Below are 25,990 nucleotides of genomic sequence, written 5' to 3' on the forward strand. Positions count from 1 at the left end.
GCAGGCAGGCATTTAAATATTTTCCTGATCAACAAGCGTGTTAATCAATGCATTGGCCTTGTTAAGCCACAAATTCTGTGCTTCACAGGTCCAGTGCGAATCGCCTTTAAGGTAAGAAGCAGCGCCCATTTTGCGGAAATCAGTAAGCACGTCAATGTAGGGAACTGGGAGCTTTGGATGTTTGTAAACGCGCTCAATGAGTTGATTATAAACGCCGTAGTCAGGCTGCAAAACAGAAACTTTGTTGGGGATGATAGCCAATGCAACGAAGTCAAAACCCATTGTCAGGGCAGCATTTTTTGTCAATTCGAGATTCATAACAAGCGAATCCAGTTCCGAATTCCGGACTTCGGAGAACGAAGAGGTAACATTCGGCGTGTCCGTGTCCATGTGCGAAACTACAGCGCGGTCATTGTCGACCAGGGTTACATTGGTGTTGACACGATGAAAAAGATGATAGGTGAAATCGGCTTTCCATTCCTTAACCTTTAAAAAAGCTTCATTTTGGAACAAAAGAGCCTCAAAGCGGTCCTGAGCTTGTTTCCCGTTGAATGCTGCATCCAGTTTGTGCATAAATTTGGATGACGAGATCTGTTGCGTGAATGTGGCTGAATCCGGCACAACGGAGGTTACGGGTGTTGCCAGATGCTGTCTGAAATGGCGTTCTACGGATTCAAGCAAAAGAATGTTGGTCGCCGAAGTGTCGAGTTTCACGTGCAGCACATCGGCCCACTTCACATATGCATATTGATCCACTGCGAAATCACTCTTTCCTACGCGCTGCGCTTCCGTAAAACTATCGCCTACAATATACAAATGCACTTTTTTCGCAGTGTTTTTCGTCGCGGGCGGCGTATAAGCGGGGCATTCTTGTCTTGGATCTTTGAATGCCGATAGGTTGGCCATGCGGTAAAGGTCACCGTACTGATAACCGTCGGTGATCAATTTGTATTTTCCAACCAATGCTAACAGGGTAGGGTTGAGCCCGCTGACCCAGACAATGCATCCCAAAAATAAAACCGCGTATTTTAAAAACTTCATAACTGCTAACGAAGCTTAATAGACCAAACCTGGATTTTTTTCTCCGAACGGCTGAATATAAGCAATTTGTAATATCCGGGCTGATAAGTGAGTTGCACAGGCATTTCGGACGGGATTGCCTTGTCGCCCAGCCGCTTGCCGGTCATGTCGAAAACCGTAGTGTAACTTCCTGACTTAATGGTAATAAAGCGATTATCAACGCCAAAAAAGTGATATTGAATGATCGAATTGGGAAGGATATCCTTTATTTCAAAAAGATCATTTCCATCCTTCGTGATGATCGCCGTTTTAGAATTCAATGACCGGATCAGGATCCAATCCAGCGAATTCCGGTCAAATAATGTCTTGAATTTCGAGCCCGGCTCAGGTCTAAGCAACTGCTTACGCGATGTGATCTTTCCGTCCAGACTAATGCGGATCAACTCGCCGGAAACACTTACACCTACAAGCTCAGGCTGGCCGGTTGCGGGATTTTGCGTCCAGGTAAATGCGCTTTCCGTCCGGGTCAGGATGTCCACCGGGAAACCCTGCTTAACCGTTCCGTTTTCCTTTAAAAGGAAGATCTTACCGTTTTTCTGTGTGACAATAAACCCACGGTTCCCGGTCTGGTTCAATGCAACAACGGGACTTTGAATGTTCTCAAACTGAACGGAATGGTTTAGCCGCCTGATCGGCTTTGTTACGCTTTCCCATAGGAAAAGCTCTTCCGCCGTATTTTTTATGATAAACCGGTTACTGCCATCATCCCCACCGTCAATCGCATACAATGCAGCAATATCCTGGCCGGAAGGCAGCGAGCCCGTAAATGTTGTGACGGTGGTAGAATCATCTTCGTCCAATGCGTAAACCGTGCCCTTAGTCGCAAAAATACGCTGTTGCCGTCCAATGTTCAAAAAATCGACCTTATAGGCAGATGTAATGATCGGTCCGTTAAGCTTGGCAATGGTTTCGGTTTTTCCTTCTCGCAAATTATTGGTCCTGAGTAAGTTATTTTGCTTGTCGGTCAGCAATATTTCCGAGCTCCCATCGATCGGGTTCTGCAAAGCCGCTAATTGAGAATCGAAGATTTCCGGCCATTCAATGTCAATGTTCAGGAAAGTGCGGTTGAGGACTTTATTGGCAGTCTGGCGTTTTTTAGGAATAAGTGTGATTTCCGGAAATGCATCGCCGTCCTCATATTTACATTGGAATACGAGTGATTCCATCTTGGTAACCAAATCATTATATTTCTTAATCCCGCCATTGCCTGCACGCGTCTGCGCCTTACGCAAATTGACGATCAACGAAAGCTGGGCTTCTGATTTCGCAGAAGTAAGAATGCTGTCATATTCCGGCGATTGTTTCCAGGTAATCTGATTCTCGTAGTCGACAATGTAATTCTGCAAAACCTGAGAATTATTGCTGATCACCAGATAAGGCGCAATGTACGTGATGTAACTGCGTGGGAACCCCGTAAACATGGGACCGTAAAGGCCGGACGGCAGCTCGGGAATGGGCACAGAGTAAATGTCGTAACCCTGGTATTGGTCAATGGAAACATTCGTTTCTTCATTCGCCAGGCGCGCCAGCTTTTGCAGTACAGGCCGCAATTTTTCATAATTCGAAAACTCAGCCAGCAGAATTTTGCCGTCACTGATGCTGTTATTTTCTTCCAGTTGACATAAAATCAACTCGGCACCCAGGTTATCGATGAGCTGATTGCTTTCCTTTCCAATGTAGTAAGCAAGCTTATTCCAGGATTCGGACTTGTATTTTTTATGCCATTTTTTAAACTCCTTCTGAAATGCAGCCCGGTCCACAACTCCCGATCTGTAAAGAAATGACGTTTGCTGAGATATGTGCTTGTGACCGGTGAAGGGAGCACCAGGAATGTCTTTGATAATGTTGGTGAGATAGTAATCCGGCGCGTCGGTTCCGGTCGACTTTAATGAAAGACCGCCTTTTGCCTTCGCTTCTTCAATGTGAAAATCCTGGAATGTTGGAAAATTCCGGCCGAACTCATAAAAGTTGCCATTGATATTATCCCCTGAAATAACTGATTTCCAGGCATCATTTCGCAGATAAATGCTGGTTCCATAATCCGAATCGTTTAAATCGGAGAAGCGCGATTTCAGCCGGAACGATTCAATGTTGATGGAAGAAGCCCGGACTGCATCCTCAATCAGATCGCCGTAATAGCTTACAATTAAATAATGATCTTCAATAAGATAGGAAAAAAGCGGACGCGAATTAGCATCGATAATGTCTGTAATGCGGTGATCCTGGAAATTATGATGCAGCGCGCGGATATTGGGATTCTGCGGCGTGCTTAGCCATTTCGATTCTTCCTCATTAGCGATCGGAATGTACATGATCACACCCCATTCTGTGCTTGTGCGCGGATGGTAGGAGTAGGATACTGCCTTGTTTTTGAGGAAGTTACTTAACTTTTTCTGGTCTTTTGCGAAAAGGTTAAGGAGCGATAAGTTGTCGCTTGCAACATCCAGCAGAGGAAGTCGCTTCACATCCAGATTGGCGTCGGTAGCGACGTAAAGTGAATCTTGAAGATGCTCGCTGGTAATGACGACAAGTGCGCTGGACGGGATGAATTTCCACGCAGCAGCCGAGCCTCTCGAATATTTGAACAGAAAATATCCTGCTGCCGCAATGACAGCAGCGAGCAGGATAGCTAAAATGTATTTTTTCGACACAAGCCTAATGGTTAAGCACGGATCGCTCTCACTTTATCATTGAGTTCCAGGCGAAACCGCAACAGTTCTTTAAAGCTGCGTATACAAACCTTCCAGAGGTTCCACTTAACGATCGAAACCGTTCCGGTTTCGCGGTCTTTATGTGTAATGGGTATATCGAATAATTCCTGACCTGATTTTTTGGCCATCACCGACAAGAAAATATTAGGTGCGAAAGGCTCAGGATCAGGCAATTGGTTCATTAGTTTTTGCAGGAACGTTCCTTTGATCAAACGGAAAGGAATGTTGCTGTCCATGATGAATGTGCCATAAACCGTCGAGATCGTTCCACGAAGGAATTTTGTGATGAACAAACGGACGCCGGCATCGTGCCTTACTTGTCTGTAACCCAGGATAAACTGAGACTGGCTGCGCTTGTTCCAAAGCTTATCGAAGTCATCGGAAACAAACTGATCGTCACTGTCTGTCTGAAAAACATATTCCGAATTCAGTTCAAGTGCTTTGCGATAGCCGTTTACGACTGCATTGCCATGACCACCGTTTTTCTGATTGATAACTGTCAGATTGGTAACCTCTTGCTGTAATTTGTCCAAAAGCACTTTCGTATTGTCTTTCGAACCGTCATTGATTACAATCAGTGTTGTATTGTCGTTGGGAAATTTATTTTTTAAGAAATTAGTCCAATTATATACTACCTTTTCGATACAATCCTGTTCATTGTATGCGGGCATTACTATACTAAGAAGGTACGACATGCAGAAACTTATTTGGTATGGTTGCGCGAAATTAATAAATAAAGCCTGTAACCGGGCTATGGGTAATGATAAATTACTAAGCGTACCTGTCTTTCAAGGCATTAATGGGCTTCTCAAAAAAGTGCCAGGAGACAGCAGCGACAGCAATCGTTAATAAGATCACGACCAGCGCTTCAAAGGCAACCGAGCCTTTCAGCTCCGGAACATATTGATAGATTTTCCGGAAAATGCGAACGGTAGGATGCATAGGACCACTATGGAAGTGGTTATAGACGAAATTGTGATAGAGATACAAGCCGTAACTGATTTTTCCTAAGTAAATGCTCACTGGATTTTCCAGGAAAGCGGCCATGATTCCCGTATAGCCCATAACGCCCCGCCCGATCAGGAAAAAGCCGAAAATGGACGACACAGTTCTGTCCAGCACAACAAATGATACATTGAAACGGTTATCAAATGTTTTAGACCAGAATTGAAGCAAAACCCATACAGCGAATGCAAGCACTACAGGCCATGTTTTACTGAAAAGCTTCTCAAAAAAATCGTTCCTGTAAAGCTGCAACCACGCAAGTAAGCCACCTAATGCAAACGAGTCCAGGCATGCTGGCGTACTCACATATGTCACGATCCAGTCGTCCAGGGCAAAATCCGGATTTGTGTAGAAATAGTAAAAACGAAATGCGAGGCTTAGCAAGCCCATAACGCCCAAAACCGGAACCAGCTTGCCTTTTGGTATAAAAAATATAAGGAAAGGAAAGAACAAATAAACCTGCTCTTCAACGGCCAGCGACCACAAATGGTCCATAGAACCCATCCAGGTTTTATTCCAGGCCATGTAAATATTTGTCCCGTACAATGCCAGCCAGCCCAGTTTTTCTCTTACGGGAGGCACATTGAAGATATAGAGCAGGAAAATGGTCAGATAATAGACCGGAAAGATCCTTATCGTTCTGCGGATCAGGAATTTGCTCAGGTATTTCTTGAACCCGCCTTCCAGTTCATAGTTTTTCTCTTTACTTTTCAGGAGAATCCGGGAAATCAAAAAGCCGCTTAGTACAAAAAAGATGGTCACTCCCGTAGCGCCGACGGGCACCGTGTTGATTTCTACAAACAGATGTTCGATCAGCACCAGCGCGATGGCAATGAAGCGGATTCCATCAAGTTGAATAATGTGTCCCTGTGATGTGCTGCGCATAATTACCAGTTTACCTTCACCGTCTTTTTCTTAGTTTCCTTTACCCGGACTTTCTGATTTTGAAACAGAATGCCCGTTTGATCTCCCTGCTGCCTGATTAATGCAACATCATAAAGCCCTTTGTCCATTTCAGAAAAAGGAATGTTCGCTCTGAATCCCGGTGCAAAGTAATATTGTTTCAAAAAAAGCTCTTTCCGGCTTGTATTACGCGTTCTCAATGCTGGAAACAGATAATACCGCTCTTTGGAACTGAGCAAAATGTAAATGCCGCTGTCCTGCAATCTCTGGCTGGTAAAAGTATTATTTTCAATAGTCAGATTTTCTTCGCCAGCATTAAAAGTAGTGCGATCGTACAATTCCGTCAGGCCGCGTGAATTTCCGGCATAAGTCTGGCGGTCCGCCAAGGAAATGAGCGGGAGAAGCTTATTATAGAAGACAGGCGTTTTCTCGACTATATTGGCCGCAAACGAAGTGTCAGCCGGGTATTTCAGTTCTTTGTCTGTATAAGTCCAGTTAAACTGGGAAGTCGTTAACTCCTTACGCAAGTTATAAGCGTCAACCAAATGATAATGATAGCTGAAAATGTTGAATATCACGCCAAGGAAAACAATCGATGTCACATAGGGTGAGAGAAAACTTCCGCGAATCGGAATAACCACATACAAATACGCGACAATCAGCAAAAGAACCGAGTAAATCTTATAACGGCTGGTTACCAATGTATCAAACCCAAATCCTGCACGACTGTAAACCACAATTAATGCAGTGGCCAGAATGAAAAGGATAGTTCCGAGGCAAAAAAGGTCTGTTATGCGCTCAAATTTCTGGCTGTATTTATTCCGGACGATGCGGAACAGCGTAGTAGAAACAATGGAAATAGCAACCAGGAACAAAACGATCCCCATAAAAAAGCAAACCTTAATGTGGTCGGCAACCGGAAATGATTCTGCAAATGATCCCAGAAACGCCATATAACCCTTAATAAACTGGAAAATGGTCGCTTTGGATTCGGGATTGGATTCCGGTTTGGTATACCAATTGAAATAGCAGAAGATCTCAACAGCACTGACAATGAGCCACAAGGCAAAGCGTTTTCTATTGCCCGTCAGAAATAATAGCAGCGCGCCCAGCGGAAGAACCAGCAAACCGTTCCCGCTCGTCAGGATCGTGACGCCAGCAAAAATAAGGGAAATTACGAAGGGCAGTGTTTTAAAATTGATACACAAATACAACGTCCAGACTGCCAGAGTAACGACACCAAAATTCTGGATCGCAGCCATTCCCCAATACATATTTTCCCAAAATGCAAGTGTAAGCCAGAGAAAAGGAACGGGTAATATGGCAGATAAAGGCTTTTTGTTCTTTTTTAGCAATTCATACCAAAGCGGGATAACAGCCAAAAGCAACAGATTCCCGGCTGTCATCAGGTGCCGGTAATTCAATGATCCAAACAACGAATAGTCCCACCAGGAAATGAGCCTTGTTAAGGAAATCCGGTGCTCATTATGCTGTTTAAAGAGCAGCCAGATCTTCTCTTTCCAGGACGACGCCTGGGAATAATACAGGATAAATTCTTTTAAAGCGTGGTCGTCGAATTTTGGAATATTAATAGCATAATAATTCCAGACCATAAAATAAATCAGGACCGGTAGCAGCAGGATCAGGCTCAGAAAGATAGTTAAAGCCTTTTTCGTCATGCCGGAATCATTAACTGACCAATATGGGAAACGATGGAATCAGGATCCAGCCCGGATAACTTCTGGTGATATGTCTGACTTCCGTAACGGGAATTCGGATAACCTTCTGCTCTCAGGCTTTTGAAAGCACGTGGGAAGATGCCCTTCTCCAAAAGCTGGATAGAAAGCTGTTGTGCCAACCCGCCAATGCTGATGTGTTCTTCCGCCACAAGAATTGCAGGCGCTTTCCGAATGAGCGTTTCCACTTCGTCGGTAATTTGCAAAGGGAAATGCATTGCTGTAATCACATTCACTTTCGCTGTAAGGTCTTCGGAAAGTGAAAGGGCGGTCATGACATTATTAGCGATTGGTCCTAATGCAAAAACCGTAATTTCGGCCGTTTCCGGCGCATGGATTACTTTGAACGAGCCGGAAATGTAACTGTTGTCGGGAGTTGTTTTCCCTGCTCCCAAACGCAGGTAAGCGGGGCGCGCGTCAGCGACAATCTGTTGGATCATAGGTTCCACTTCATCAGCAAAAGCCGGAACCCACACATTTGCGTTCTGCTGACCGCTCAGGCAAGCCAGGTCTTCAATTGTATGATGGCTGCTTCCCATGATTCCGTAACCATAACCACCGCCGTTCCCAACCAGGAATACAGGTAAGTTGTTGAAACACACATCATTCCGAAACTGCTCCAAGCAGCGGTAAACGATAAAAGGGGCAATGCTGTAACAGAAAACTTTATAGCCTTTATGTGCAAATCCTGCTGCTACGCCGACCATATTCTGCTCAGCCACACCAGCATTTATAAATCTTTTACCCATTTTGGCCTGCAAGTTTTCCAATGCATTATAGCCAAGATCGCCAGTAATGAAGACAACGGAGTCATCCTCCACTGCCAACTGCTCCATAGCGTTTGAAAATTCTTTTCTCATTCGGTTTGTATGATGATGCTTTGACTATTGCAATTACTTCCTCAATTGCTTCACTAACGTCCGGATCTCGTCTGCGGTTTTGTATGATTTGGAGCCGCGGCGGATTCTGGTCCGGATGTATTTTGGTCGCTTTTTGGTTTCTTCAAAGATCTTGGCAATGTATTCTCCTAAGAATGAAATGCCGAGAATAGTTAATCCTCCAAAGAATACGACCAACACAATAACGGTGCTGATACCCTGCGGGGTGTCCCTGAAAAACACGAATTTCGCTAAGATTTGCCAGATAATCCCTAAAATCGAAAATCCGGTTAAGGCAAAACCCGCGTAACTCATCAATTCCAATGGTGCAAAGCTGAACGAGAAAATCGCTTTTTTCGCCCACCAGATGTTTTTTGTCCAGTTATTGGTTGAAACGCCAAACATTCTCTCTGGCCTTACATAAGGAACGCCCGTTTGCTTGAAACCAACCCAGGCGCGCAATCCACGCAAAAACTGCTCTGTTTCAGGCAAATCCACCAATTCCTTAACAACCTTGCGATCAATCATAGAAAAATCACCGGCATCGCGGGGAATGGCAATGTAGCTGAGTCCTTGAAATACTTTATAGAACGATTTATAGAAAAAGTGAATGTGTGGTTTCATTTCACGCTGAACCCGAACGCCATAAACGACGTCAAATCCTTCCATCCATTTCTCGTAAAAAGCAGGGATAATTTCCGGCGGATCTTGCAAATCACCATCCATTAAAACCACGCAATCGCCCGTTGCGATCTCCATACCGCTTAAAAATGCAGATTGAGATCCGAAATTGCGGGAGTGACTGATCCCGACAACATTAGGATCTTTATCACAAATCTGGCTAATCACTTCTTCCTGATTATCAGGCGAGTTGTCATTGACAAATATGATTTCATAGCGCACTTTCAGATCATTGAAAGTCTTCACAAGCCGCTCGTACATGAACGGAATAGCCTGCGCATCCTTATAACAAGCGATGATCGCCGTAATAATCGGGTTCAGTTTCGGGTTTTCGAAAGCAGGAATTACGCGGTCTTCGTATTTTATCTGCGCCTGCCAGTCACTGTATTTTGTTAGGCCGGTTTCCAGTGAAGTGCGGGCTTTCCAGCCAAAGTCTGTTTCAAATGCACTTGGATCGCCGAACCATTCAGCAAGGTCCCACTTTCTGTTGGACATGCTGCCCCACTGCGGCTCCTGCGTAATGTTGAATGTTCGTCTGGATGTATCAACGAGGTCGCCCATCGTTGTCTTACGTCCCGTTGCAATGTTGTAGGACTTCCCGGAAGTTTCCTTGTTAATCTTTAATGCCGCGTCCAAAAACGCTTCCACGCAGTCTTCTATGAAAACAAAATCACGGCTTATATCCGGAGATACCAGCGAAGGAAGCTGTTTTTTTCTTGCGTTCTCGATTAATTTCGGGATCAGCCGGTCCGGCTCTTCCCAATATCCGTAGATGGAGTAAAGCCTGAGATTAAGCGTTTTTAGATTAAAAACTTTGGCATAATATTCTAATAAATATGCCGCTGAAACCTTGGAGACCGCATAATGACTGTTTGGCTCAACGCGATCGGTCTCTTTTGGAGACGTGCAGTTGAACCCATATTCCGAACTGCTTCCTGCATGGATATAAACCATTTCGGTCGTACAGTTTTGCAAAATGTTAACTGTCCCGATGACATTGGTTTCATAGGTCAGGTTAACATTATTTTGCTTGCTGTAAGCGCCGTAGGCCGCCAGATTAAAAATCGTTTGCGGTTTATATTTTTCAAAAACCTCTTGAACAGAGTTATTGGAAAGGATATCGCAGTGGACAATATTTTCAAAAGGAACATTCAGCAATTTTAGCCTCCATGCTTTTGTTGCGTCGTGTGTGAGCGCATAACAGTCCTTTCGGATCTTAAAAATTTCGTTGAAAAGATTGGCTCCGATGAAGCCGCTTGCACCAAAAACAAAAACTGGCCCTTTTAAACTTTCTATTTTATCGCGGAAAACCGGCAATTGGTCAAGCATTCGTCAATTCATTAAAGTAGCGTTCCTTTACTTCCAGCGTGGCTTGCTCGTATTGGTCTTTGTTCATTGGTAAATAATGCCACTCTAATTTATTCTCCATGTAGGACACCCCTTTGCCCTTCACAGTGTTAGCGATAATCGCCTTTGGCAGCCCGTTCTTGTGCGTTTTAAGTTCGTCAATAGCTAAACTTAGCGCATTAATGTCGTGACCGTCAACCTCTATCGTTTCAAAACCGATTGCATTCCATTTCTCAACGGAGGCTGTTTCTCCCAACACTTTATCCGTTGGACCAAAACCCTGCAAACCGTTTTTATCAACAATCATAAATAGGTTATCCAGCTGATTTTGGATCGCATAATGTGCTGCTTCCCAGGTTGTTCCCTCATTTGTCTCACCATCCGAAAGCAACGCGAATGAATAAGTTTCTTCTCCTCCGACTTTCGCCGCGTGGGCGATTCCCGTTGCAATGGGGAGCCCGTGGCCCAGTGAGCCGGTTGCGAAAGGAATTCCTTTGTATTGCCTTGGGGCCGGATGGGCTGGGAGTGAGGTGCCGTCCAGGTAAAAAGTGTCCAGTTCGTCGTCTGTAATTTCGCCTGTAACATTCAGGCAGGCGTATAATGCGGCGGCGGCGTGTCCTTTGGATAAAATAAAGGTGTCTTCCTCCGATTTTTGCAGAAAAAGAACGGCGATCATCAGATCAATGCAGCTTAATGAGCAGCCGATATGACCGGCATTTGCTTTATGGTAGAGACCCAGAATTTTAAGCCGAAGTTCTCCGCTTATCTGTCTTGGGTCATTCAATATCTCTTCTGCGGTCATGCCTGTGTATATGTCGATATTAAGAAAATCTCACTAAATAAAGGTCAAATCTTCGGTTTTGAGAGTGCAATATACAAAATCTTATTTGTCGGCTTTTGATATCAGCCTACATTGCCTACTCCAATCCGTAACGCAGCCCTTTCAATTTCTTGATCACAACCGGTTCAGGATTTCCTGCTTTTTTAAGTAAAATATGTGTAGTCTGTGTCGTGTCCATCACTTGCACATATTGCGCGTCTTTGGGCAGATACAAATTCGTCACCTGCGCGTCCTGAACCGAATAGGAAAGGAATGTCCTGTCCATTTCTGATAAAATCGGATAACGGGAAGCGGGATACAGGATCGTGTCGCCTTCCTGATACAATTCCTTAATCTTTTGCGCCGCCTCATAATAAGGGTTAGGAGCCCGCGGTGTCGAGAAATAGCCATATTTCACTGACCGGTCGGCATAGAATTCTCCAAGCCGTAACGAAACAAAATACAACTGACAAGCCAAGCCAATAAAGATCAATGCCCTGAATTCCAGCTTAATGGTCTTATAATATTGCAGCAAAAGACTCAGCAATATGATCGCATAAGGAAACGAAAAACCCGAATAACGCTGCATCAATCCATATGTATGGCCGTTTTTGAACGACATAATAATTAAAAAGATGGTTGGAAACAGCGCCATAATATAGACGATCCAAAGCCGTCTCCTATGCTGCTTATCAGCCTGCATATGCACATCGGGAATAAAGGAAAGTGCAAAAATACTGACCGAAAGAATGATGAATTGCAGCTTATGATTTGAATAAAATACAGCACCGGAAATGGCCAGAATGAAAGGAATGGCCGCTTTCAGTCCGTCATGCATTTTAATATGATTCCTGAACCGATACCAAATGATCAGCAGCACGCCTATTAATATAGAAACAATTACGTTTTTTCTGCCGGCAAGGGCATCCGTCAGGCCATTTGTAAAAATAATGAGGTCTGAAAAAAGCGGCAGCGCTTTGGCGAACACATTACCAATCGTGGCAGGCAAAATAATGCCGAAAGGATTGTCCGTAGGCCGTGTTTCGGCCATTCTTTTGTAGAGAGCTGCCTGATAATTAAGCGTATGCAGCGTATAAGTTCCGCCGCCATAAATCATCCACCAGGCCACACCCGACAAAGCCGCTACGGCCGAAACCGCCATTCTCATCCAACCTTTAATATTCCTTAGAAAAAGCAAAGCATATAAGGCATGCCCCAAAAGGACCGCAATAGAAAGAAAATGGGATAGGATGCTTAATCCTGCGGTTATAATGTAACCAATGTAAAGTCGGGTTGTTTTCCCCTTTGCAGCCTCTCTTTCAATGATTTGTAAAAAGAAATATGTAGCAAGCAGGGTAAGGAAGAACATTAAAGAGTAACTGCGCGCTTGCTGGCTGTAACCGATAAAAAACGGCTCGAAAGCAACGATCGCAGCAGCAATCAGCCCTGTATTAACTCCAAAAAAGCGCCTTCCGAACAAGTATACCACACCAATGATGAGCACGCTGAAAAGCACCGAAAGGGAGCGGGCGGAGAAGTCCGAAAGGCCGAAAACCTCCATCCAATAATGCAGCAGCAGATAATAGAAAGGGCTGTTTCCAATATCGCTCCGGTTATTGGCTTCATAATAATCTTCTATTGTTTTAGGTGCCCAAAACTCCGCGGGTGTAAATGCACGCGGAGCATAATTTTCGTTGTAAGTAAATGAGCGTAAGACTCTTGGCGGCCTGAGGCTGAATTCAGGTGTTTTCCAGAACTGCGAATTCGATAATGTTAGCTTAGAAAAAACTTCCTTTTGGTTGGCACCTTCCAACACGACACCCTGGCTGATCACCATTGTGCTTCTCTCATCGAAGAAAATACTGTAACGATCCAGATTGTGAAGCCTGAGCGCAGTTCCCGCAATTAAAATGACAGCGAAAATGAGCCAGGTTTTCAGGGTTTCGTTCGTACGGTTTGAAGACATTTAAGAAAGTTGACGTGCGCTATAATTTCTGTATCGTTCTATTTTGCCCAAAATTGGGAAACAGACCGAGTTGCCGCGAAATTAAGCAAAATTCCCTTTATAGGATATTTTTTAGATTTTAAGAATTGTAAACTCCACGCGCCGGTTCTTCTGGCGGGTCTGTTCGGTGCTGTTGCTGGCGATGGGTTTGGCTGGTCCCCAGGCTTTTGTCCGGATCCTTTTGCCGTCTATTCCTTTTGATAAAAGATATTTTTTGACCTGCTGCACACGGTCTTCCGCCAGCTTTACATTTTTTTGGACTTCGCCCTGATTGTCTGTATGTCCTTCCAGCAAAATTTCCATTGCCGGATAATTAGTCATAGCCGAAACGATCCTGTCCAGCTCCGGGTAAGACGACCGGATCACTTCGGCGCTGCTCTGGGCGAACATGGTGCTGCTAAGCCTGATCTGCTGCCCCGCCTTGATCGGTTGCAGGTAAAGGTCTTTCCGGATGTTGCGTAATGTGGTGTCTTTGGACAAATCAATTTCCTCAGTGAAAGGGAAATAGCCGTTTTCTGAGGCGGTAATGCGGTAGATTTCTTTCAGCGGCAAAATAAGCCGGTACTCGCCGGTTTCCGGGTCAAATGTTGCTTTTGTAAAAACATCATTGTTTTTCTTGATCTGTGCAATGAGGTCGGAACGCACAGCCTTGTTCGTTTCTGCTTCCAGGATCGTCCCGGAAATGATGGCCACCGGATCCGGGCGTGTTTCGGGAGTAAGTCTTACCCGGAAAATATCTTCCTGGCCTGAAACCTTTTCGCTGGCGCTGAAATAGGCATAATCGCCCGTTGCAGGAACATTAAAATAAGCATCCCAAAGCGAAGTATTAATTACCGGGCCGAGGTTTTCAGGCTTCGACCAGTTGACCCAGGTGTCGTCCAGCCGGCGGGTGAGGAACAAATCACCGGCTCCGTAGCCGCTGTGTCCGTGTGAGGAAAAATATAATGTTTTATTGTCCAATGCCAAAAACGGAGTGCCTTCATAATCGGCTGTATTGATCACATTTCCTAGATGCAGCGGCTCCGACCAGCTGTCGCTCGATTGCAGAAAGGAAACATACAAGTCCTTTTTTCCTTCCGTATCGCTGCGCTCAACCGAGATGATCATCACATTACCATATGGCGAAACCGTGGTTTCCATGCTTTCGACCTGTTTGATCTTATTATTCGCCGTTATGCTTTCCCGCAGGTTGTTGATTTTGTATTCTTTGGGAAAAGTCCAGCCCGTCTTCGTCTGAAAACAGCGCGACAATCCTAACTCCATGGAGCCGTCCGGCCGATAGACATTGATAACGTAAATGGTTTTTCCATCTGCCGAAATGCTTGTTATAGCATTATCCGCAGCATTATTGATCGGCGGGCCCATATTCACCGCTGCTCCCCAGACGTTTTTTTCATTTAGTTTGGAATACCAGATGTCCTGTGTTTCAGACGTTCCCACATTACCCAGGAAATTGCCTCTCGTAAAATAAAGCGTTTTGCCATCGGGGGCAATAATAGGCGCAACTTCCTGGCCCTGACTATTGATCGCCGCTCCCATGTTTTCGCGTTTTGTTTTCAAAAGCGGCCCTTTTGCAATGTTAATGACAGCTTCAATGGGCGTAGTGTCGTCAGAAATGCCTATTGCATCAATTTGATTCGCTCCCGAAACTTTCGAAGGTTGCATCACAATCTTGATCGCATTGGCCAGTATATTTTGTTGTTTTGGAAAAACCCTGAACATTCTGCCTTTGACATTGAGCTGTGCTGCGGGCGCGTCGGAAATAAGAAACTCCTTCCCAGACTCATCATAGGCATACACCCGAGCAATGGCGCCCGGATTGAAATTTTCTGCGATAGCAACCTGTTTCAGGGAAATTGTTTTTTCAAAACCCACCTTAATCCACTCTTCATTGCGGCCATCGGGATCGGCGGGCATCCAGGCGCACGGACTGTTTCCGAAATCGGGAAGCTTATTGGGAATGCCGAGAATTTGTTTTGCGCGGAAGGCGTGCCCGTATTGCGCGGGCCTGTTTTCGGAAGAATAGCCCAGCACTTTATTAGCCCACAAAATCTGCTGACCGTATCCTTTATTGATGAAAGCTGCCGAAAGCAGCAGAAAAACGTTGAAGAGTAAGGTTTTATTCATTTTTTCGCTCCTATTAAGAGAATCCAATCCCAGCCCGGCTGTGAATCGGGTGGCTGAACAACCGCTTCCGGCGCAGCCCTAAACTCACCTCCCGACCATCTTTTTCCCGTGCGCGGACTATACCAGACGGCTCCAAAATCCGTCCCGTTGAGATAGTTGAGGTTGAGCCGGACCGGACGCGATTCGGGCAGGTATAGCATTGACATTTTCTTATTGGATAAAGAAACTATGCCTATGTCAGCCTTATCGGTAGAATCGGGAAGCAGTTCCGAGATGTTTTCGGGCTGCATATATTCCCATGGAATGCCTTTCAGGATCTTGACGAGTTCGTGAATGTACTCCGCGCCGTCTTTACCGATGTTAACTTTCCAGGTCGGGTTGAAATTTTTGATCGTGCTCATATGGCAAAAACCAGCAGCAGCGCTCATGATCGATTGGTAAGCCTGATTTCTGATCAATACAGACTGATCCGTTATTTCTTTTGGAAACTCAGAATTAGCGATTAAAAATGGCCTTAATGCAACTTCCGCTGAATTTTTTTGCCAATTAGCCAGCGCTGCATACTCAGCGGGCGTGACGGTCGAGTCCGGAATAATGAATTTAAGATCGGATCTGACTTTTGAGCTATCGTTCACACTCGAAGGCGAGCAAGTGCTGAGCGATGCTATGATCTGACCTTCGGAAACCGAACGGATTCCGTCTGCAATGGCCTCAAACTGAGCGGCTGTCTGATATTCTTCCTCACTCACAATCCAGATCACATTGCTGTATTTGGCAAAATGCTTACCCACATAAGCACCGTAATTTCTCCAAACCATTGGATTTTGCGCATCGAAAATCGCGTTCCAGCTCTTGCGGGAAACCACAATGCCCACGACAAGATTACGCTCTGTCGCTGCGGCAATAATCTTATCAAAATAGTCGAAATAGGGCTTGTTGGGTTTTGAAATATCATTGTCCTGAAACGGAAGGGTCTTATTAAAATTCCGCTGATTGGGAAGTGCGGGCAAAAGCTGAACCAGAAATGTATTGAATGACTGAGACTTGCGCGCATCCATATAATGAATAGCGTCATTATAACTTAGCTTACGCAGCATTTGCCAGGCCACATCGGCCACCATCAGGAACGGAACGCCATTATTATCGGTGATGTGGCGGCCATTCGGGCTGATTTTCAAAGGAAATTTAGCGACAGCAAGCTCCGGTCTTTGGGAGACATTGATAGCTGACAGGCCGGACGCCGCCAAAATGCTGAAAATGAAGTATCTGAGCCACTTCATAGTCTTGGTCGGGAAAAATCTTTTAACATATCGGGGTGTTTCGAAACCTTGAAAATCAGCTGGTTTTCAGGTCGGCAATGGTTTTCAGCGGATCGTCCGAACTGAATACAAAGCTTCCCGCAACCAGAATGTTCACGCCTTCTTTCACAAGCAAAGGCGCATTGTCAAGATTAACGCCGCCATCCACCTCAATCTTGAATGTGTAGCCAAATTTTTCTTTCAAAGCCTGTAATCTGGCAATTTTCTGATTCGTGTTTTGTATAAATTTCTGCCCGCCAAAACCCGGATTTACGGACATAATCAGCACCAGGGAAACATCACCCAGGGTCTCAGAAAGCACTTCCACCGGCGTATGCGGGTTCAACGCAACGCCCGGCAACGCACCCACTTCCTTAATGTGCTGGATAGTCCGGTGTAAATGCGGACAGGCTTCATAATGCACAGTCAGTATAGATGCGCCTGCTTTTGCAAATGCTTCCAGATAACGATCCGGCTGCTCTATCATTAAATGCACGTCCAATGGCTTTGTGGCATGCTTGTGAACGGCTTCACAAACGGGCATTCCAAAAGAAATATTCGGCACAAACATGCCGTCCATAATATCAACATGTATATAATCCGCCTGACTCGCGTTCAGCATTTCTACGTCCCGTTGTAAATTCGCAAAGTCAGCAGCAAGTATCGAAGGGGCAATTTCCGCCATGAATTTTAAATATTAGTCCAGGCCGAAATTAGAATATAATGTTCAACTTGAACGCCAAATCGTGAAATAATGGTGAGCTGACCACATCATTTTCGCCATACGAAGCATACATTTCGTAGCGACCATTTGTCAAAACATAAATTTCTAAAAGCCGCTTTTCAGGTTTCAAAAGCCAATATTCCTGCACGCCGTAACGCTCATAAATTTCTTTCTTAACAACCGTATCCATTTTAATGGTGCTTTTTGATACGATTTCAACCACCATATCAGGAACACCTCTTATCCAATCCTGCGCGATGTCCTCATTTTCTTTCGAAATAAAAATGAGGTCCGGCTGCAAACGGTTGTAATCTTCTTCAAAAATGACGTCCATAGGGGCGTTCCAAATCTCGCCTAGATCATGGTCCTCTACATGATCTTCCAGAATCCGTTGCAATTTACGGGACACCTTCTGATGCGGCTTTTTCGGACTAGGAGACATGATTTCCTCCCCGTTTATGATTTGAGAAAGATCCCAGTCCTGCCAAATAAGTGTTTCTGTGCTTTTCATGTGCATAGCTAGTTTTTACGAAAATTAATGAATTTTTGAAATGATTGATACGAGTTTGTGTATCAAAGAAAGACAAGTGTTTGATTTGTTTTCCATTGATACGCGGTTTCCCAAAAAAGTAACGGAGGGCTGCACTATTTGAAATCGGCGCGAACGCTTCTTAAATTTGAGCACTATCCGTTTTAGCCGCCTTACCATGAACCCAGCACAACAAATCCAGGAGCTTGTAGACCAATTGCAGCATTTGAATTACCGATATTACCAGGACAATGTGTCTGAGGTTTCGGATTTTGAATTCGATCAGTTGCTGAAACAGTTAAAGGCGCTTGAAGATCAATACCCTGAACTGCGGCAGGAAGATTCTCCAACGCTGCGGGTCGGTGGGACGATTACCAAGAATTTCAACACAGTTTACCATCGTTATCCAATGCTTTCGCTGGATAACACCTATAACGAGCAGGAACTAAGGAATTTCGATGACCGCGTGCGCCGCGGACTGGATGACGAGCCGTATGAATACATTTGCGAGCTCAAATTTGACGGGATTTCGCTGAGTTTCACTTATGAAAATGGCGTGCTCGTGCGTGGCGTGACGCGCGGCGACGGCACGCGTGGGGATGAGATCACTAATAATGTGAAGACCATCCGTTCGCTGCCATTGAGGGTAAAGGCTGAAAATGTACCGCCGGTTTTCGAGATCCGCGGAGAAGGTTTTATGCCTATTACTTCTTTCCAAAAGCTGAATGACGAAATGGATACATTGGGTGAAAATCAATATGCTAACCCTCGAAATGCAGCTTCTGGATCGTTCAAATTGCAGGATTCGGCGGAAACGGCGCGGCGCGGGCTGGATTGCTATCTCTATTCTTTTCTTACTGACACAGAATTTTTCAAAAGCCACGAAGAAAGCTTGCTGGGGCTTAAATCCTGGGGTTTTAATGTCTCGCCGGGCTGGAAAAAAGTACAGACCATTGATGAGGTTTTAGAATTTATTCATGAATGGGAGGAAAAACGGCTGACGCTTCCGCTCGCTACGGACGGCATTGTGGTGAAGATCAACTCTTTTGAACAGCAGCGCGAGCTGGGTTTCACGGCCAAAAGTCCGCGCTGGGCCATTTCATTTAAATACAAAGCTGAAAATAAACCCGCCGTCCTGCGCATGGTGACTTACCAGGTCGGGCGGACGGGAGCGGTGACTCCGGTGGCGAACCTGTGCGACATTACCGAACGCGCATTGCCTTATAGCAAGGTAAAAGGCGTTCACCTCTCGGGGACGCGTGTGAAACGGGCAACATTGCACAATGCCAATGAAGTGCTGCGGCTGGGGCTGGAAATCGGGGATACAGTTTTTGTTGAAAAAAGTGGTGAAATCATTCCGAAAATAACAGGCGTGGACATTTCACAACGCGAAAAATTCCCAACCGAACCTTTAATCTTCCCCAAACATTGTCCCGAATGCGGCTCGGAATTACAGCGCAATGAAGGCGAAGTCGCCTTTTTTTGTCCCAACGACAGCCATTGCCCGCCGCAGCTGAAAGGCCGGATCGAGCACTTCATTCACCGGAAAGCGATGAACATTGAAAGTCTTGGAGAGGGGAAAATAGAGCTCTTGTTTGACTTGGGATTGGTGCGAACGCCTGCTGATCTTTATGATCTGACTAATGAAACGCTTCTTGGCCTCGAAAAGAACATTCTCAATGAAGAAACAGGCAAGGTGAAGAAAATCAGCTTCCGTGAAAAAACGGTTGAGAATATTCTGAATGGCATCAACCTTTCCAAAACGGTTCCTTTCAAAAATGTCCTTTTTGCATTAGGAATCAGGTTTGTGGGCGCGACGGTGGCCGAAAAACTGGCCGCTTATTTCAAATCCATGAATGCGTTGCGATTGGCCACTTACGACCAGCTCATTGCCGTCCCGGAAATTGGCGGAAGGATCGCGGAGAGCATTGCTTCCTATTTCAGCGTGCCCGAAAACCAGCAATTGGTGGCACGCTTGCAGGCTGCGGGCATCCAGATGGAAAGCGATGAAAAGCCTGTTGAACTCGAAAGCGACATGCTGGAAGGCAAAACCTTTGTGATATCCGGCGTTTTCGAGAATTTTGAAAGGGACGATCTCAAATTGAAAATCGAGGTCAATGGCGGCCGGGTCCTGAGCGGCGTTTCGGGTAAGCTCAATTACTTGCTTGCAGGCGCTAATATGGGACCTGCCAAGCTCGAAAAGGCGCGTAAATTAGGCGTTACCATTCTCAGCGAGGAAGAATTTTTAGCGATGATCGAGAATAAGTGATGAAAAATGGCTCAGAAAGCTAACTTTGTGTTTTAAATTTCAACCAATTATACAAGTAAATAATGCCATTGGACCAACGTTTCAAAGGGGTAGGAGCGGCGCTGATTACACCTTTTGATGAGCAGAATGCAATTGATTACCCGGGTTTGAAAAGACTGATCGACCTGGTAACAGAAGGCGGATCGGATTACCTTGTGGTGCAGGGGACAACCGGTGAATCGCCAACGGTAAATTCCCGCGAAAAGCGTGAGATCCTGGCATTTACAATTAAAAATAACTCCAAATCGCTCCCGATCGTTTATGGATTGGGCGGCAATGACACGCAATCCGTTCTGGATTGCATTAAAGAGACTGATTTTACGGGTGTCGATGCCATTCTTTCGGTTTGTCCCTATTATAATAAACCCACGCAGGAAGGCATAATGGCGCATTTTACGGCCATTGCGGATGCTTCTCCGGTTCCTGTTCTGCTTTATAATGTTCCTGGTCGCACAGTGATCAATATGAAGCCGGATACGATCGTTGCGCTGGCTGCGCATGCCAACATTATCGGCATTAAAGACGCCGGTGGTTCGATTGAGCAGAGCATGGAACTTGCTTCCCGCGTGCCGGATGATTTCCTGTTGCTTTCTGGCGATGATAACCTTGTAACGGCCATGGTAAGCGTGGGCTGGCATGGCGTTATCTCTGTGATTGCCAATGCATTTCCAAAAGAATTTGGTGAATTAACCTGGCATGCATTGGAAGGCCGTTTCAAAGAAGCAGCCAGATTGCAGCTTGCCTTTCTTGAATTTGACACCTTGCTATACATTGAATCCAATCCGGTGGGGATTAAGAAATGCCTGGAAATCAAAGGGATATGCAGCTCTGCGGTGCGTTTGCCGTTGCTGAAAGCATCCCAGGGATTAGGTGAAAAGCTGGAAAAAGCAATGGTGCGCGAAGGTTTTATCTGATCTAAAAATGATAACCTTTTATCCGGGTCCTTCCAAAGTTTACGATGAGGTTGGCCAATATTTGCAGGAAGCATTCGAAAGTGGCGTCATCAGCGCCAATCACAGAAGCCCGGCCTTCATGCAAATGCTGGAAGACGCAATCCGTAACCTGAAAACCAAGCTGAATGTGCCCGATGATTACGAGGTTTATTTCGTTTCATCGGCGACAGAATGTTGGGAAATCATCGCCGAAAACTTCATTTCAGATGCCAGTCTGCACATTTACAATGGCGCGTTTGGTGAAAAATGGATGGAATACACCCAAAAGCTGACGGGTTCCGCCCGATCTTATTTTTTCGAAGCCAACGAAGAGCCGGATTTAAATGCAGTAACAAAGCCTGCTGCGAATGAGATCATTTGTCTGACACACAACGAAACTTCCAACGGGACCGCGCTAACTTCTGAGTTCCTGAACACATTACGCGCTCAATGTGAAAACATTATCACCATTGATGCCACGTCTTCGATGGCTGGCGTCGTGCTTCCCTGGGACAGTGCGGATGTTTGGTATGGGTCGGTTCAAAAGTGTTTTGGTCTGCCTGCGGGCATGGGCGTGATGATCATCTCGCCAAAAGCCGTGGAACGTGCCATTGCCGTTGGCAACCGGTCGCATTATAACAGCCTGCTTTTTATCCGTGATAATTTCCTGAAATTCCAGACGCCTTACACGCCGAATACAGTGGGTATATACCTGATGGGTAGGGTTATGCAGCAGGTTCTGCCTATTGAATCCGTCGCGCAGCAGACGCACACGCGCGCGCAGGATTGGTATAAATTCTTGCCTGAAAACGGTTACCAGCTTTTGGTCGATAACGAGGCCGTTCGGTCTGAAACGGTGGTTACGGTTAAGGATTCGAAAGGACGCATTGTGGCGATCAAAAAGGCGGCCTTGGAGGCCGGAATTGTGCTTGGGAATGGGTACGGCAAGGATAAGGAGGTCAGTTTTCGGATTGCCAATTTTCCAGCGATCACCGATAACGAGATCCGGACATTGAAGGATTTTCTGGTTTCCTTCTCTTCAAAATAGCGAATGAGTAGTAATAGGGGCGATTTGCTTTATTAACTAAATATTAATTACTCACCCCCGCAGTATCAAGTTGTGCGATTAGATATATTAAAACAATATCAGGCCCAAACCAAATGTCTGGTCGCTCTGGACTCCATTATTTTCGGTTTTGACGGCGAAGAATTAAAGTTACTATTGGTTAAAAGAGGCATCGAGGACGAGCATCACACGTGGTCCTTAATGGGCGGCTGGGTGCAGCCCGACGAAAGCCTCGAAGGCGCATCTTCCCGCATTCTATTTGAGCTTACCAACCTCACAGACATTTACTTAGAGCAGCTTCACACATTCGGAAGCCCGCAGCGCGACCCGGTTGAACGGACCGTTTCGGTCGCTTATTTTGCATTGATTAATGTGGAGGATTACGATCATAAGCTTTCCAAAAACTTCGAAGCACAATGGTTCCCGATCCAGGAACTGCCCAAATTGCTTTTTGACCACGGTTCCATGGTTGAAATGGCCATTCAGCATTTGCGTTACAAGGCTTCGCAGCACCCGATCGGTTTTGAGCTGCTTCCTGAAAAATTCACCATTCCACAGTTGCAAAAGCTTTACGAAGCGATTTTTGGGGCAGAATTGGATAAGCGAAACTTCTCGCGCAAGCTGCTTTCTACCAATTTGTTAGTCAAGCTGGACGAGAAACAAAAGGGCTTTTCCAAAAAAGGTGCTTTCTTCTATAAAATTGACGAGGAAAAGTATAAAAAGCAGTTCAACACATTTCTCAATTTTCTTCCCGGAAGCGCTTCCTAGGGCCTAAATTTTGGTTCGAATAGCATTAAGGGTTGTGTAAGCAGTGGGTTTTAAGCAACTTTGCGGACAGATCACCCGGCACAGCCTCATGTTTAATTTCAAGGAAATCGTTTCCGTAACACTCATCCTTTTCTCGGTCATCGATATCCTGGGTTCGTTGCCCGTGATCGTGGATTTCCGCCGGAAGCTGGGCAAGATTGAATCCGAAAAAGCCACATTGGCAGCCGGATTTATCATGGTTCTTTTCCTGTTTTTAGGGGAGCGGTTGCTGAGTTTGTTTGGCGTGGATGTGGCCTCATTTGCCATTGCGGGCGCTATTATCCTCTTTTTGTTGGGGATGGAAATGATTTTAGGGAGAAACATTTTCAAGCACGATAACCTCGATGTGAGCGTTGCTTCCATTGTGCCCATTGCGTTTCCGCTCATTGCCGGCGCCGCCACCATGACCACATTGCTTTCCCTGCGTTCGGCTTATCAGACGGAGAATATTCTGGTCGGCATTATGCTCAATCTTTTCTTTGTTTATCTGGTTTTGAAATCTTCTAACTGGCTCGAAAAAAAACTCGGACAAGGCGGGACAGACATTCTCAGGAAAGTTTTCGGGATCATCCTGCTGGCAATCGCGATCAAGCTTTTTAAAACCAATCTGGTGATTTAAAGCACATTTATATATGACATTTTTAATTAATACAAAAAGACATGCAACAATTGGACAGCCTTAACCAGGTCGCTGAATTTCATAAAACATTTAAACATCCCATTCTCGAAACGCCAACCATTCCATCCGAAGAGCGGAGCCGGTTGCGTGTGGCGTTGCTGGCGGAAGAATTGAAAGAGCTGGAAGTGGCTATCCTGGAAAAGGACATTGTGGAAATCGCGGATGCGCTTTGTGACCTGCAATATGTATTGTCGGGGGCAGTTCTGGAATTTGGTTTAGGGGAAAAATTCAGGGCTTTGTTTGATGAAGTCCAGCGTTCGAATATGTCGAAAGCATGCCTTAGCATTGAGGAAGCCGAAGCGACGGTGGCACATTATGAAGCCAAAGGCACGGATTGCTATTACAAAGAAGACAATGGTAAATATCTGGTTTACAGGAAAGCAGATGACAAAACATTGAAAAATATCAATTATTCGCCTGCCGATCTGACTTCCATCCTGAACTGATCGCGCAGGAATTCCTAAACATTAAATGCTGCTTTTATGACATCCGTGCTGGAACGTTTTCTTCGGTATGTGCAAATTGACACACAGTCGGACCCGAATTCCGAGAGTTTTCCGAGCACTGCCAAACAGCGTGATCTGAGCAATCAGCTTGTCGTTGAATTACAGGAACTTGGAATTGAAGATGCGCATTTGGACGAGCATGGTTACGTCTACGCGACCATTCCTTCCAATTCCGAAAAAACGGACATTCCGGTCATTTGTTTTTGCTCGCATGTGGACACATCCCCGGACGTGTCAGGCGCGCATGTAAAGCCCATCGTGCATCACAACTGGGATGGCGCTGACATTGTTTTGCCGGACGATCCAACGCAGGTTTTAAGAATGAGTGAACTGCACGATCTCGATCAACAAATTGGTAATGATATCGTTACAGCCAGCGGAACCACGCTTCTTGGCGCGGATAACAAAGTAGGTGTTGCTGAAATCATGGCTGCGGCCGAATATTTGGTCACACATCCTGAGATCAAGCACGGTAACATTCGCATTTTGTTCACGCCGGATGAAGAAGTCGGTCGCGGAACGGAGCATGTGAACATTGCGAAATTAGGCGCGGACTTTGGCTACACCGTTGACGGCGAGGCCGTAGGCACATTGGAAAACGAAACATTCTCCGCCGACGGCGTCAAAATAACGATTCACGGCGTGAGCACGCACCCGGGATACGCATTAGGCAAGCTCGAAAACGCATTGAAAATCGCCGGAGAAATTCTCGCTGCTTTGCCCAAAGACACATTATCCCCAGAAACCACCGAAGGAAAAGAAGGATTCATACATCCAACCCAAATTGAAGGAATTCAGGAAAAAGTAACATTAGGCTTCATCATCCGCGATTTTACAGTTGAAGGTCTACATGAAAAGGAGGCGAAATTGAAGGAAATTGCTGACAATGTGCTAGCCGGTTACCCGCATTCCAGCATGGAATTCAAAGTAACCGAGCAATATCGGAATATGAAGGAAATCCTGGACCAGCATCCCGAAGTTTTGGAAAATGCATTGCTAGCGATGCGAAAAGCTGGTTTAAATCCGATCCAGCGCAGCATTAGGGGAGGCACTGACGGTTCCAGATTATCATTCATGGGTTTGCCTTGCCCCAACATTTTCGCCGGAGAACACGCTTTCCATTCAAAACTCGAATGGGTTTCGGTCCAGGACATGGAAAAAGCAGTAGAAGTGATCGTAAACATTGCCCAGATCTGGGAAGAAAAAGCTTAATGGCGAAGAAAACAAAATACTACGTCGTCTGGCAGGGCAGGAAAACGGGCGTCTTTACGGATTGGAAAGAGTGTGAAGCACAGATTAAGGGTTTCGAAGACGCGCGTTATAAGTCTTTTGAATCCATACAAGAGGCGGAAGCGGCCATTCAGCGTAATTATTGGGAATTTGTAGCCAAAAAGGAAAACAAACCCGCGATCACCAAAGAAGCTCCTGCGAGCATTGGAAAACCTATAAAAAACAGCATTGCCGTGGATGCAGCCTGGAATACGGCTTCGGGCGACATGGAATATCAGGGCATTTATTACCAGACCGGCGAACGGATTTTCTTGCAGGGACCATTCAAAGACGCGACAAATAACATTGGTGAGTTTCTGGCGATCGTGCACGCATTGGCTTATTTGCAGAAAAAGGAAAGCGATCTGCCCATTTACAGCGATTCCAGAACGGCCATTGCCTGGATTAAAAAGAAGCATGCGAATACTAAACTGGCACTAACGCCGAGGAATAAACCTGTTTTTGAAATGCTGCAACGCGCCGAAAGATGGCTTGCGGCCAACAAATTTTCGAATAAAATCCTGAAATGGGAAACCGAATACTGGGGCGAAAACCCGGCTGACTTTGGCAGAAAATAGA

21 protein-coding genes are annotated in these 25,990 nt (G+C 45.5%); 8 read left to right on the forward strand and 13 right to left on the reverse strand.

Annotated elements, in window-relative coordinates:
* Positions 1-12: 12 nt before the first annotated feature.
* From G395_RS0115770 to G395_RS0115830, 13 genes are all read right to left on the reverse strand, one after another.
* On the reverse strand, positions 13-1,041 hold the full coding sequence (locus G395_RS0115770; protein ID WP_026630939.1) for a hypothetical protein: 1,029 nt from the start codon (positions 1,039-1,041) through the stop codon (positions 13-15).
* Between the two features lie 5 nt (positions 1,042-1,046).
* The gene (locus tag G395_RS0115775) at positions 1,047-3,731 is read right to left on the reverse strand and encodes a DUF3352 domain-containing protein (RefSeq protein ID WP_026630940.1); all 2,685 of its coding nucleotides are present in this window, start codon (positions 3,729-3,731) and stop codon (positions 1,047-1,049) included.
* A gap of 11 nt (positions 3,732-3,742) precedes the next feature.
* On the reverse strand, positions 3,743-4,486 hold the full coding sequence (locus G395_RS0115780) for a glycosyltransferase family 2 protein (RefSeq protein ID WP_026630941.1): 744 nt from the start codon (positions 4,484-4,486) through the stop codon (positions 3,743-3,745).
* Between the two features lie 76 nt (positions 4,487-4,562).
* A complete protein-coding gene (locus G395_RS0115785; RefSeq protein ID WP_035361458.1) occupies positions 4,563-5,681 on the reverse strand; it encodes an acyltransferase family protein in 1,119 nt (372 codons plus the stop codon).
* Positions 5,682-5,683: 2 nt separating this feature from the next.
* Entirely contained in the window at positions 5,684-7,378 is a 1,695-nt protein-coding gene (locus G395_RS0115790; RefSeq protein ID WP_026630943.1) for a hypothetical protein, read from the reverse strand.
* The gene (locus tag G395_RS0115795; protein WP_026630944.1) at positions 7,375-8,295 is read right to left on the reverse strand and encodes a transketolase family protein; all 921 of its coding nucleotides are present in this window, start codon (positions 8,293-8,295) and stop codon (positions 7,375-7,377) included. Before G395_RS0115795 ends, G395_RS0115790 begins: the two co-directional genes overlap by 4 nt.
* 33 nt (positions 8,296-8,328) lie before the next feature.
* Complete coding sequence (locus tag G395_RS0115800) at positions 8,329-10,323, reverse strand: NAD-dependent epimerase/dehydratase family protein (protein ID WP_026630945.1); 1,995 nt, start codon at positions 10,321-10,323, stop codon at positions 8,329-8,331.
* The gene (locus tag G395_RS0115805; RefSeq protein ID WP_026630946.1) at positions 10,316-11,143 is read right to left on the reverse strand and encodes a transketolase; all 828 of its coding nucleotides are present in this window, start codon (positions 11,141-11,143) and stop codon (positions 10,316-10,318) included. The genes G395_RS0115800 and G395_RS0115805 overlap by 8 nt, the downstream gene beginning before the upstream one ends.
* A gap of 115 nt (positions 11,144-11,258) precedes the next feature.
* Positions 11,259-13,127, reverse strand: coding sequence for a glycosyltransferase family 39 protein (locus tag G395_RS0115810; protein ID WP_026630947.1), 1,869 nt, complete (start codon positions 13,125-13,127; stop codon positions 11,259-11,261).
* 111 nt (positions 13,128-13,238) lie between these two features.
* Positions 13,239-15,293: an OmpA family protein gene (locus tag G395_RS0115815; RefSeq protein ID WP_035361460.1), complete on the reverse strand. Its 2,055-nt coding sequence runs from the start codon at positions 15,291-15,293 to the stop codon at positions 13,239-13,241.
* Positions 15,290-16,573 (reverse strand): apiosidase-like domain-containing protein, encoded by a 1,284-nt coding sequence (locus tag G395_RS29530; protein WP_084439654.1) that lies wholly within the window; start codon positions 16,571-16,573, stop codon positions 15,290-15,292. Before G395_RS29530 ends, G395_RS0115815 begins: the two co-directional genes overlap by 4 nt.
* Before the next feature lie 55 nt (positions 16,574-16,628).
* Positions 16,629-17,276: a ribulose-phosphate 3-epimerase gene (gene rpe / locus G395_RS0115825; protein ID WP_026630949.1), complete on the reverse strand. Its 648-nt coding sequence runs from the start codon at positions 17,274-17,276 to the stop codon at positions 16,629-16,631.
* Between the two features lie 28 nt (positions 17,277-17,304).
* Positions 17,305-17,826, reverse strand: coding sequence for a Uma2 family endonuclease (locus G395_RS0115830; RefSeq protein WP_026630950.1), 522 nt, complete (start codon positions 17,824-17,826; stop codon positions 17,305-17,307).
* A gap of 196 nt (positions 17,827-18,022) precedes the next feature.
* Here G395_RS0115830 and ligA point away from each other — a divergent pair, with 196 nt between their 5' ends.
* The 8 genes from ligA (at position 18,023) to G395_RS0115870 (ending at position 25,989) form a co-directional block, all read left to right on the forward strand.
* Complete coding sequence (gene ligA / locus G395_RS0115835; protein ID WP_026630951.1) at positions 18,023-20,113, forward strand: NAD-dependent DNA ligase LigA; 2,091 nt, start codon at positions 18,023-18,025, stop codon at positions 20,111-20,113.
* Positions 20,114-20,175: 62 nt separating this feature from the next.
* Positions 20,176-21,066, forward strand: coding sequence for a 4-hydroxy-tetrahydrodipicolinate synthase (gene dapA, locus G395_RS0115840; protein WP_026630952.1), 891 nt, complete (start codon positions 20,176-20,178; stop codon positions 21,064-21,066).
* A gap of 7 nt (positions 21,067-21,073) precedes the next feature.
* The gene (locus G395_RS0115845; protein WP_026630953.1) at positions 21,074-22,132 is read left to right on the forward strand and encodes an aminotransferase class V-fold PLP-dependent enzyme; all 1,059 of its coding nucleotides are present in this window, start codon (positions 21,074-21,076) and stop codon (positions 22,130-22,132) included.
* A gap of 72 nt (positions 22,133-22,204) precedes the next feature.
* Positions 22,205-22,918 (forward strand): NUDIX hydrolase, encoded by a 714-nt coding sequence (locus G395_RS0115850; RefSeq protein WP_026630954.1) that lies wholly within the window; start codon positions 22,205-22,207, stop codon positions 22,916-22,918.
* A gap of 88 nt (positions 22,919-23,006) precedes the next feature.
* The gene (locus G395_RS0115855; RefSeq protein WP_026630955.1) at positions 23,007-23,576 is read left to right on the forward strand and encodes a MarC family protein; all 570 of its coding nucleotides are present in this window, start codon (positions 23,007-23,009) and stop codon (positions 23,574-23,576) included.
* Positions 23,577-23,617: 41 nt separating this feature from the next.
* Entirely contained in the window at positions 23,618-24,082 is a 465-nt protein-coding gene (locus G395_RS0115860) for a pyrophosphohydrolase domain-containing protein (RefSeq protein WP_026630956.1), read from the forward strand.
* A gap of 36 nt (positions 24,083-24,118) precedes the next feature.
* Positions 24,119-25,354, forward strand: a complete 1,236-nt coding sequence (gene pepT / locus G395_RS0115865; protein ID WP_026630957.1) for a peptidase T — start codon at positions 24,119-24,121, stop codon at positions 25,352-25,354.
* Complete coding sequence (locus G395_RS0115870) at positions 25,354-25,989, forward strand: ribonuclease H1 domain-containing protein (RefSeq protein WP_026630958.1); 636 nt, start codon at positions 25,354-25,356, stop codon at positions 25,987-25,989. Before pepT ends, G395_RS0115870 begins: the two co-directional genes overlap by 1 nt.
* The last annotated feature ends 1 nt before the right edge of the window (position 25,990 follow it).

Source organism: Dyadobacter alkalitolerans DSM 23607, assembly GCF_000428845.1.
GTDB classification, from domain to species: Bacteria; Bacteroidota; Bacteroidia; order Cytophagales; family Spirosomataceae; genus Dyadobacter; species Dyadobacter alkalitolerans.

What these genes read in the sequence shown, in the direction of transcription:
- G395_RS0115790 (WP_026630943.1), bottom strand. Translation starts at nt 7,378, where the DNA reads ATGACGAAAAAGGCTTTAACTATCTTTCTGAGCCTGATCCTGCTGCTA.
- G395_RS0115770 (WP_026630939.1), bottom strand. Translation starts at nt 1,041, where the DNA reads ATGAAGTTTTTAAAATACGCGGTTTTATTTTTGGGATGCATTGTCTGG.
- G395_RS0115805 (WP_026630946.1), bottom strand. Translation starts at nt 11,143, where the DNA reads ATGACCGCAGAAGAGATATTGAATGACCCAAGACAGATAAGCGGAGAA.
- G395_RS0115780 (WP_026630941.1), bottom strand. Translation starts at nt 4,486, where the DNA reads ATGTCGTACCTTCTTAGTATAGTAATGCCCGCATACAATGAACAGGAT.
- G395_RS0115860 (WP_026630956.1), top strand. Translation starts at nt 23,618, where the DNA reads ATGCAACAATTGGACAGCCTTAACCAGGTCGCTGAATTTCATAAAACA.
- rpe (WP_026630949.1), bottom strand. Translation starts at nt 17,276, where the DNA reads ATGGCGGAAATTGCCCCTTCGATACTTGCTGCTGACTTTGCGAATTTA.
- ligA (WP_026630951.1), top strand. Translation starts at nt 18,023, where the DNA reads ATGAACCCAGCACAACAAATCCAGGAGCTTGTAGACCAATTGCAGCAT.
- G395_RS0115785 (WP_035361458.1), bottom strand. Translation starts at nt 5,681, where the DNA reads ATGCGCAGCACATCACAGGGACACATTATTCAACTTGATGGAATCCGC.
- G395_RS0115855 (WP_026630955.1), top strand. Translation starts at nt 23,007, where the DNA reads ATGTTTAATTTCAAGGAAATCGTTTCCGTAACACTCATCCTTTTCTCG.
- G395_RS0115845 (WP_026630953.1), top strand. Translation starts at nt 21,074, where the DNA reads ATGATAACCTTTTATCCGGGTCCTTCCAAAGTTTACGATGAGGTTGGC.
- G395_RS29530 (WP_084439654.1), bottom strand. Translation starts at nt 16,573, where the DNA reads ATGAAGTGGCTCAGATACTTCATTTTCAGCATTTTGGCGGCGTCCGGC.
- dapA (WP_026630952.1), top strand. Translation starts at nt 20,176, where the DNA reads ATGCCATTGGACCAACGTTTCAAAGGGGTAGGAGCGGCGCTGATTACA.
- G395_RS0115810 (WP_026630947.1), bottom strand. Translation starts at nt 13,127, where the DNA reads ATGTCTTCAAACCGTACGAACGAAACCCTGAAAACCTGGCTCATTTTC.
- G395_RS0115815 (WP_035361460.1), bottom strand. Translation starts at nt 15,293, where the DNA reads ATGAATAAAACCTTACTCTTCAACGTTTTTCTGCTGCTTTCGGCAGCT.
- G395_RS0115795 (WP_026630944.1), bottom strand. Translation starts at nt 8,295, where the DNA reads ATGAGAAAAGAATTTTCAAACGCTATGGAGCAGTTGGCAGTGGAGGAT.
- G395_RS0115830 (WP_026630950.1), bottom strand. Translation starts at nt 17,826, where the DNA reads ATGAAAAGCACAGAAACACTTATTTGGCAGGACTGGGATCTTTCTCAA.
- pepT (WP_026630957.1), top strand. Translation starts at nt 24,119, where the DNA reads ATGACATCCGTGCTGGAACGTTTTCTTCGGTATGTGCAAATTGACACA.
- G395_RS0115870 (WP_026630958.1), top strand. Translation starts at nt 25,354, where the DNA reads ATGGCGAAGAAAACAAAATACTACGTCGTCTGGCAGGGCAGGAAAACG.
- G395_RS0115800 (WP_026630945.1), bottom strand. Translation starts at nt 10,323, where the DNA reads ATGCTTGACCAATTGCCGGTTTTCCGCGATAAAATAGAAAGTTTAAAA.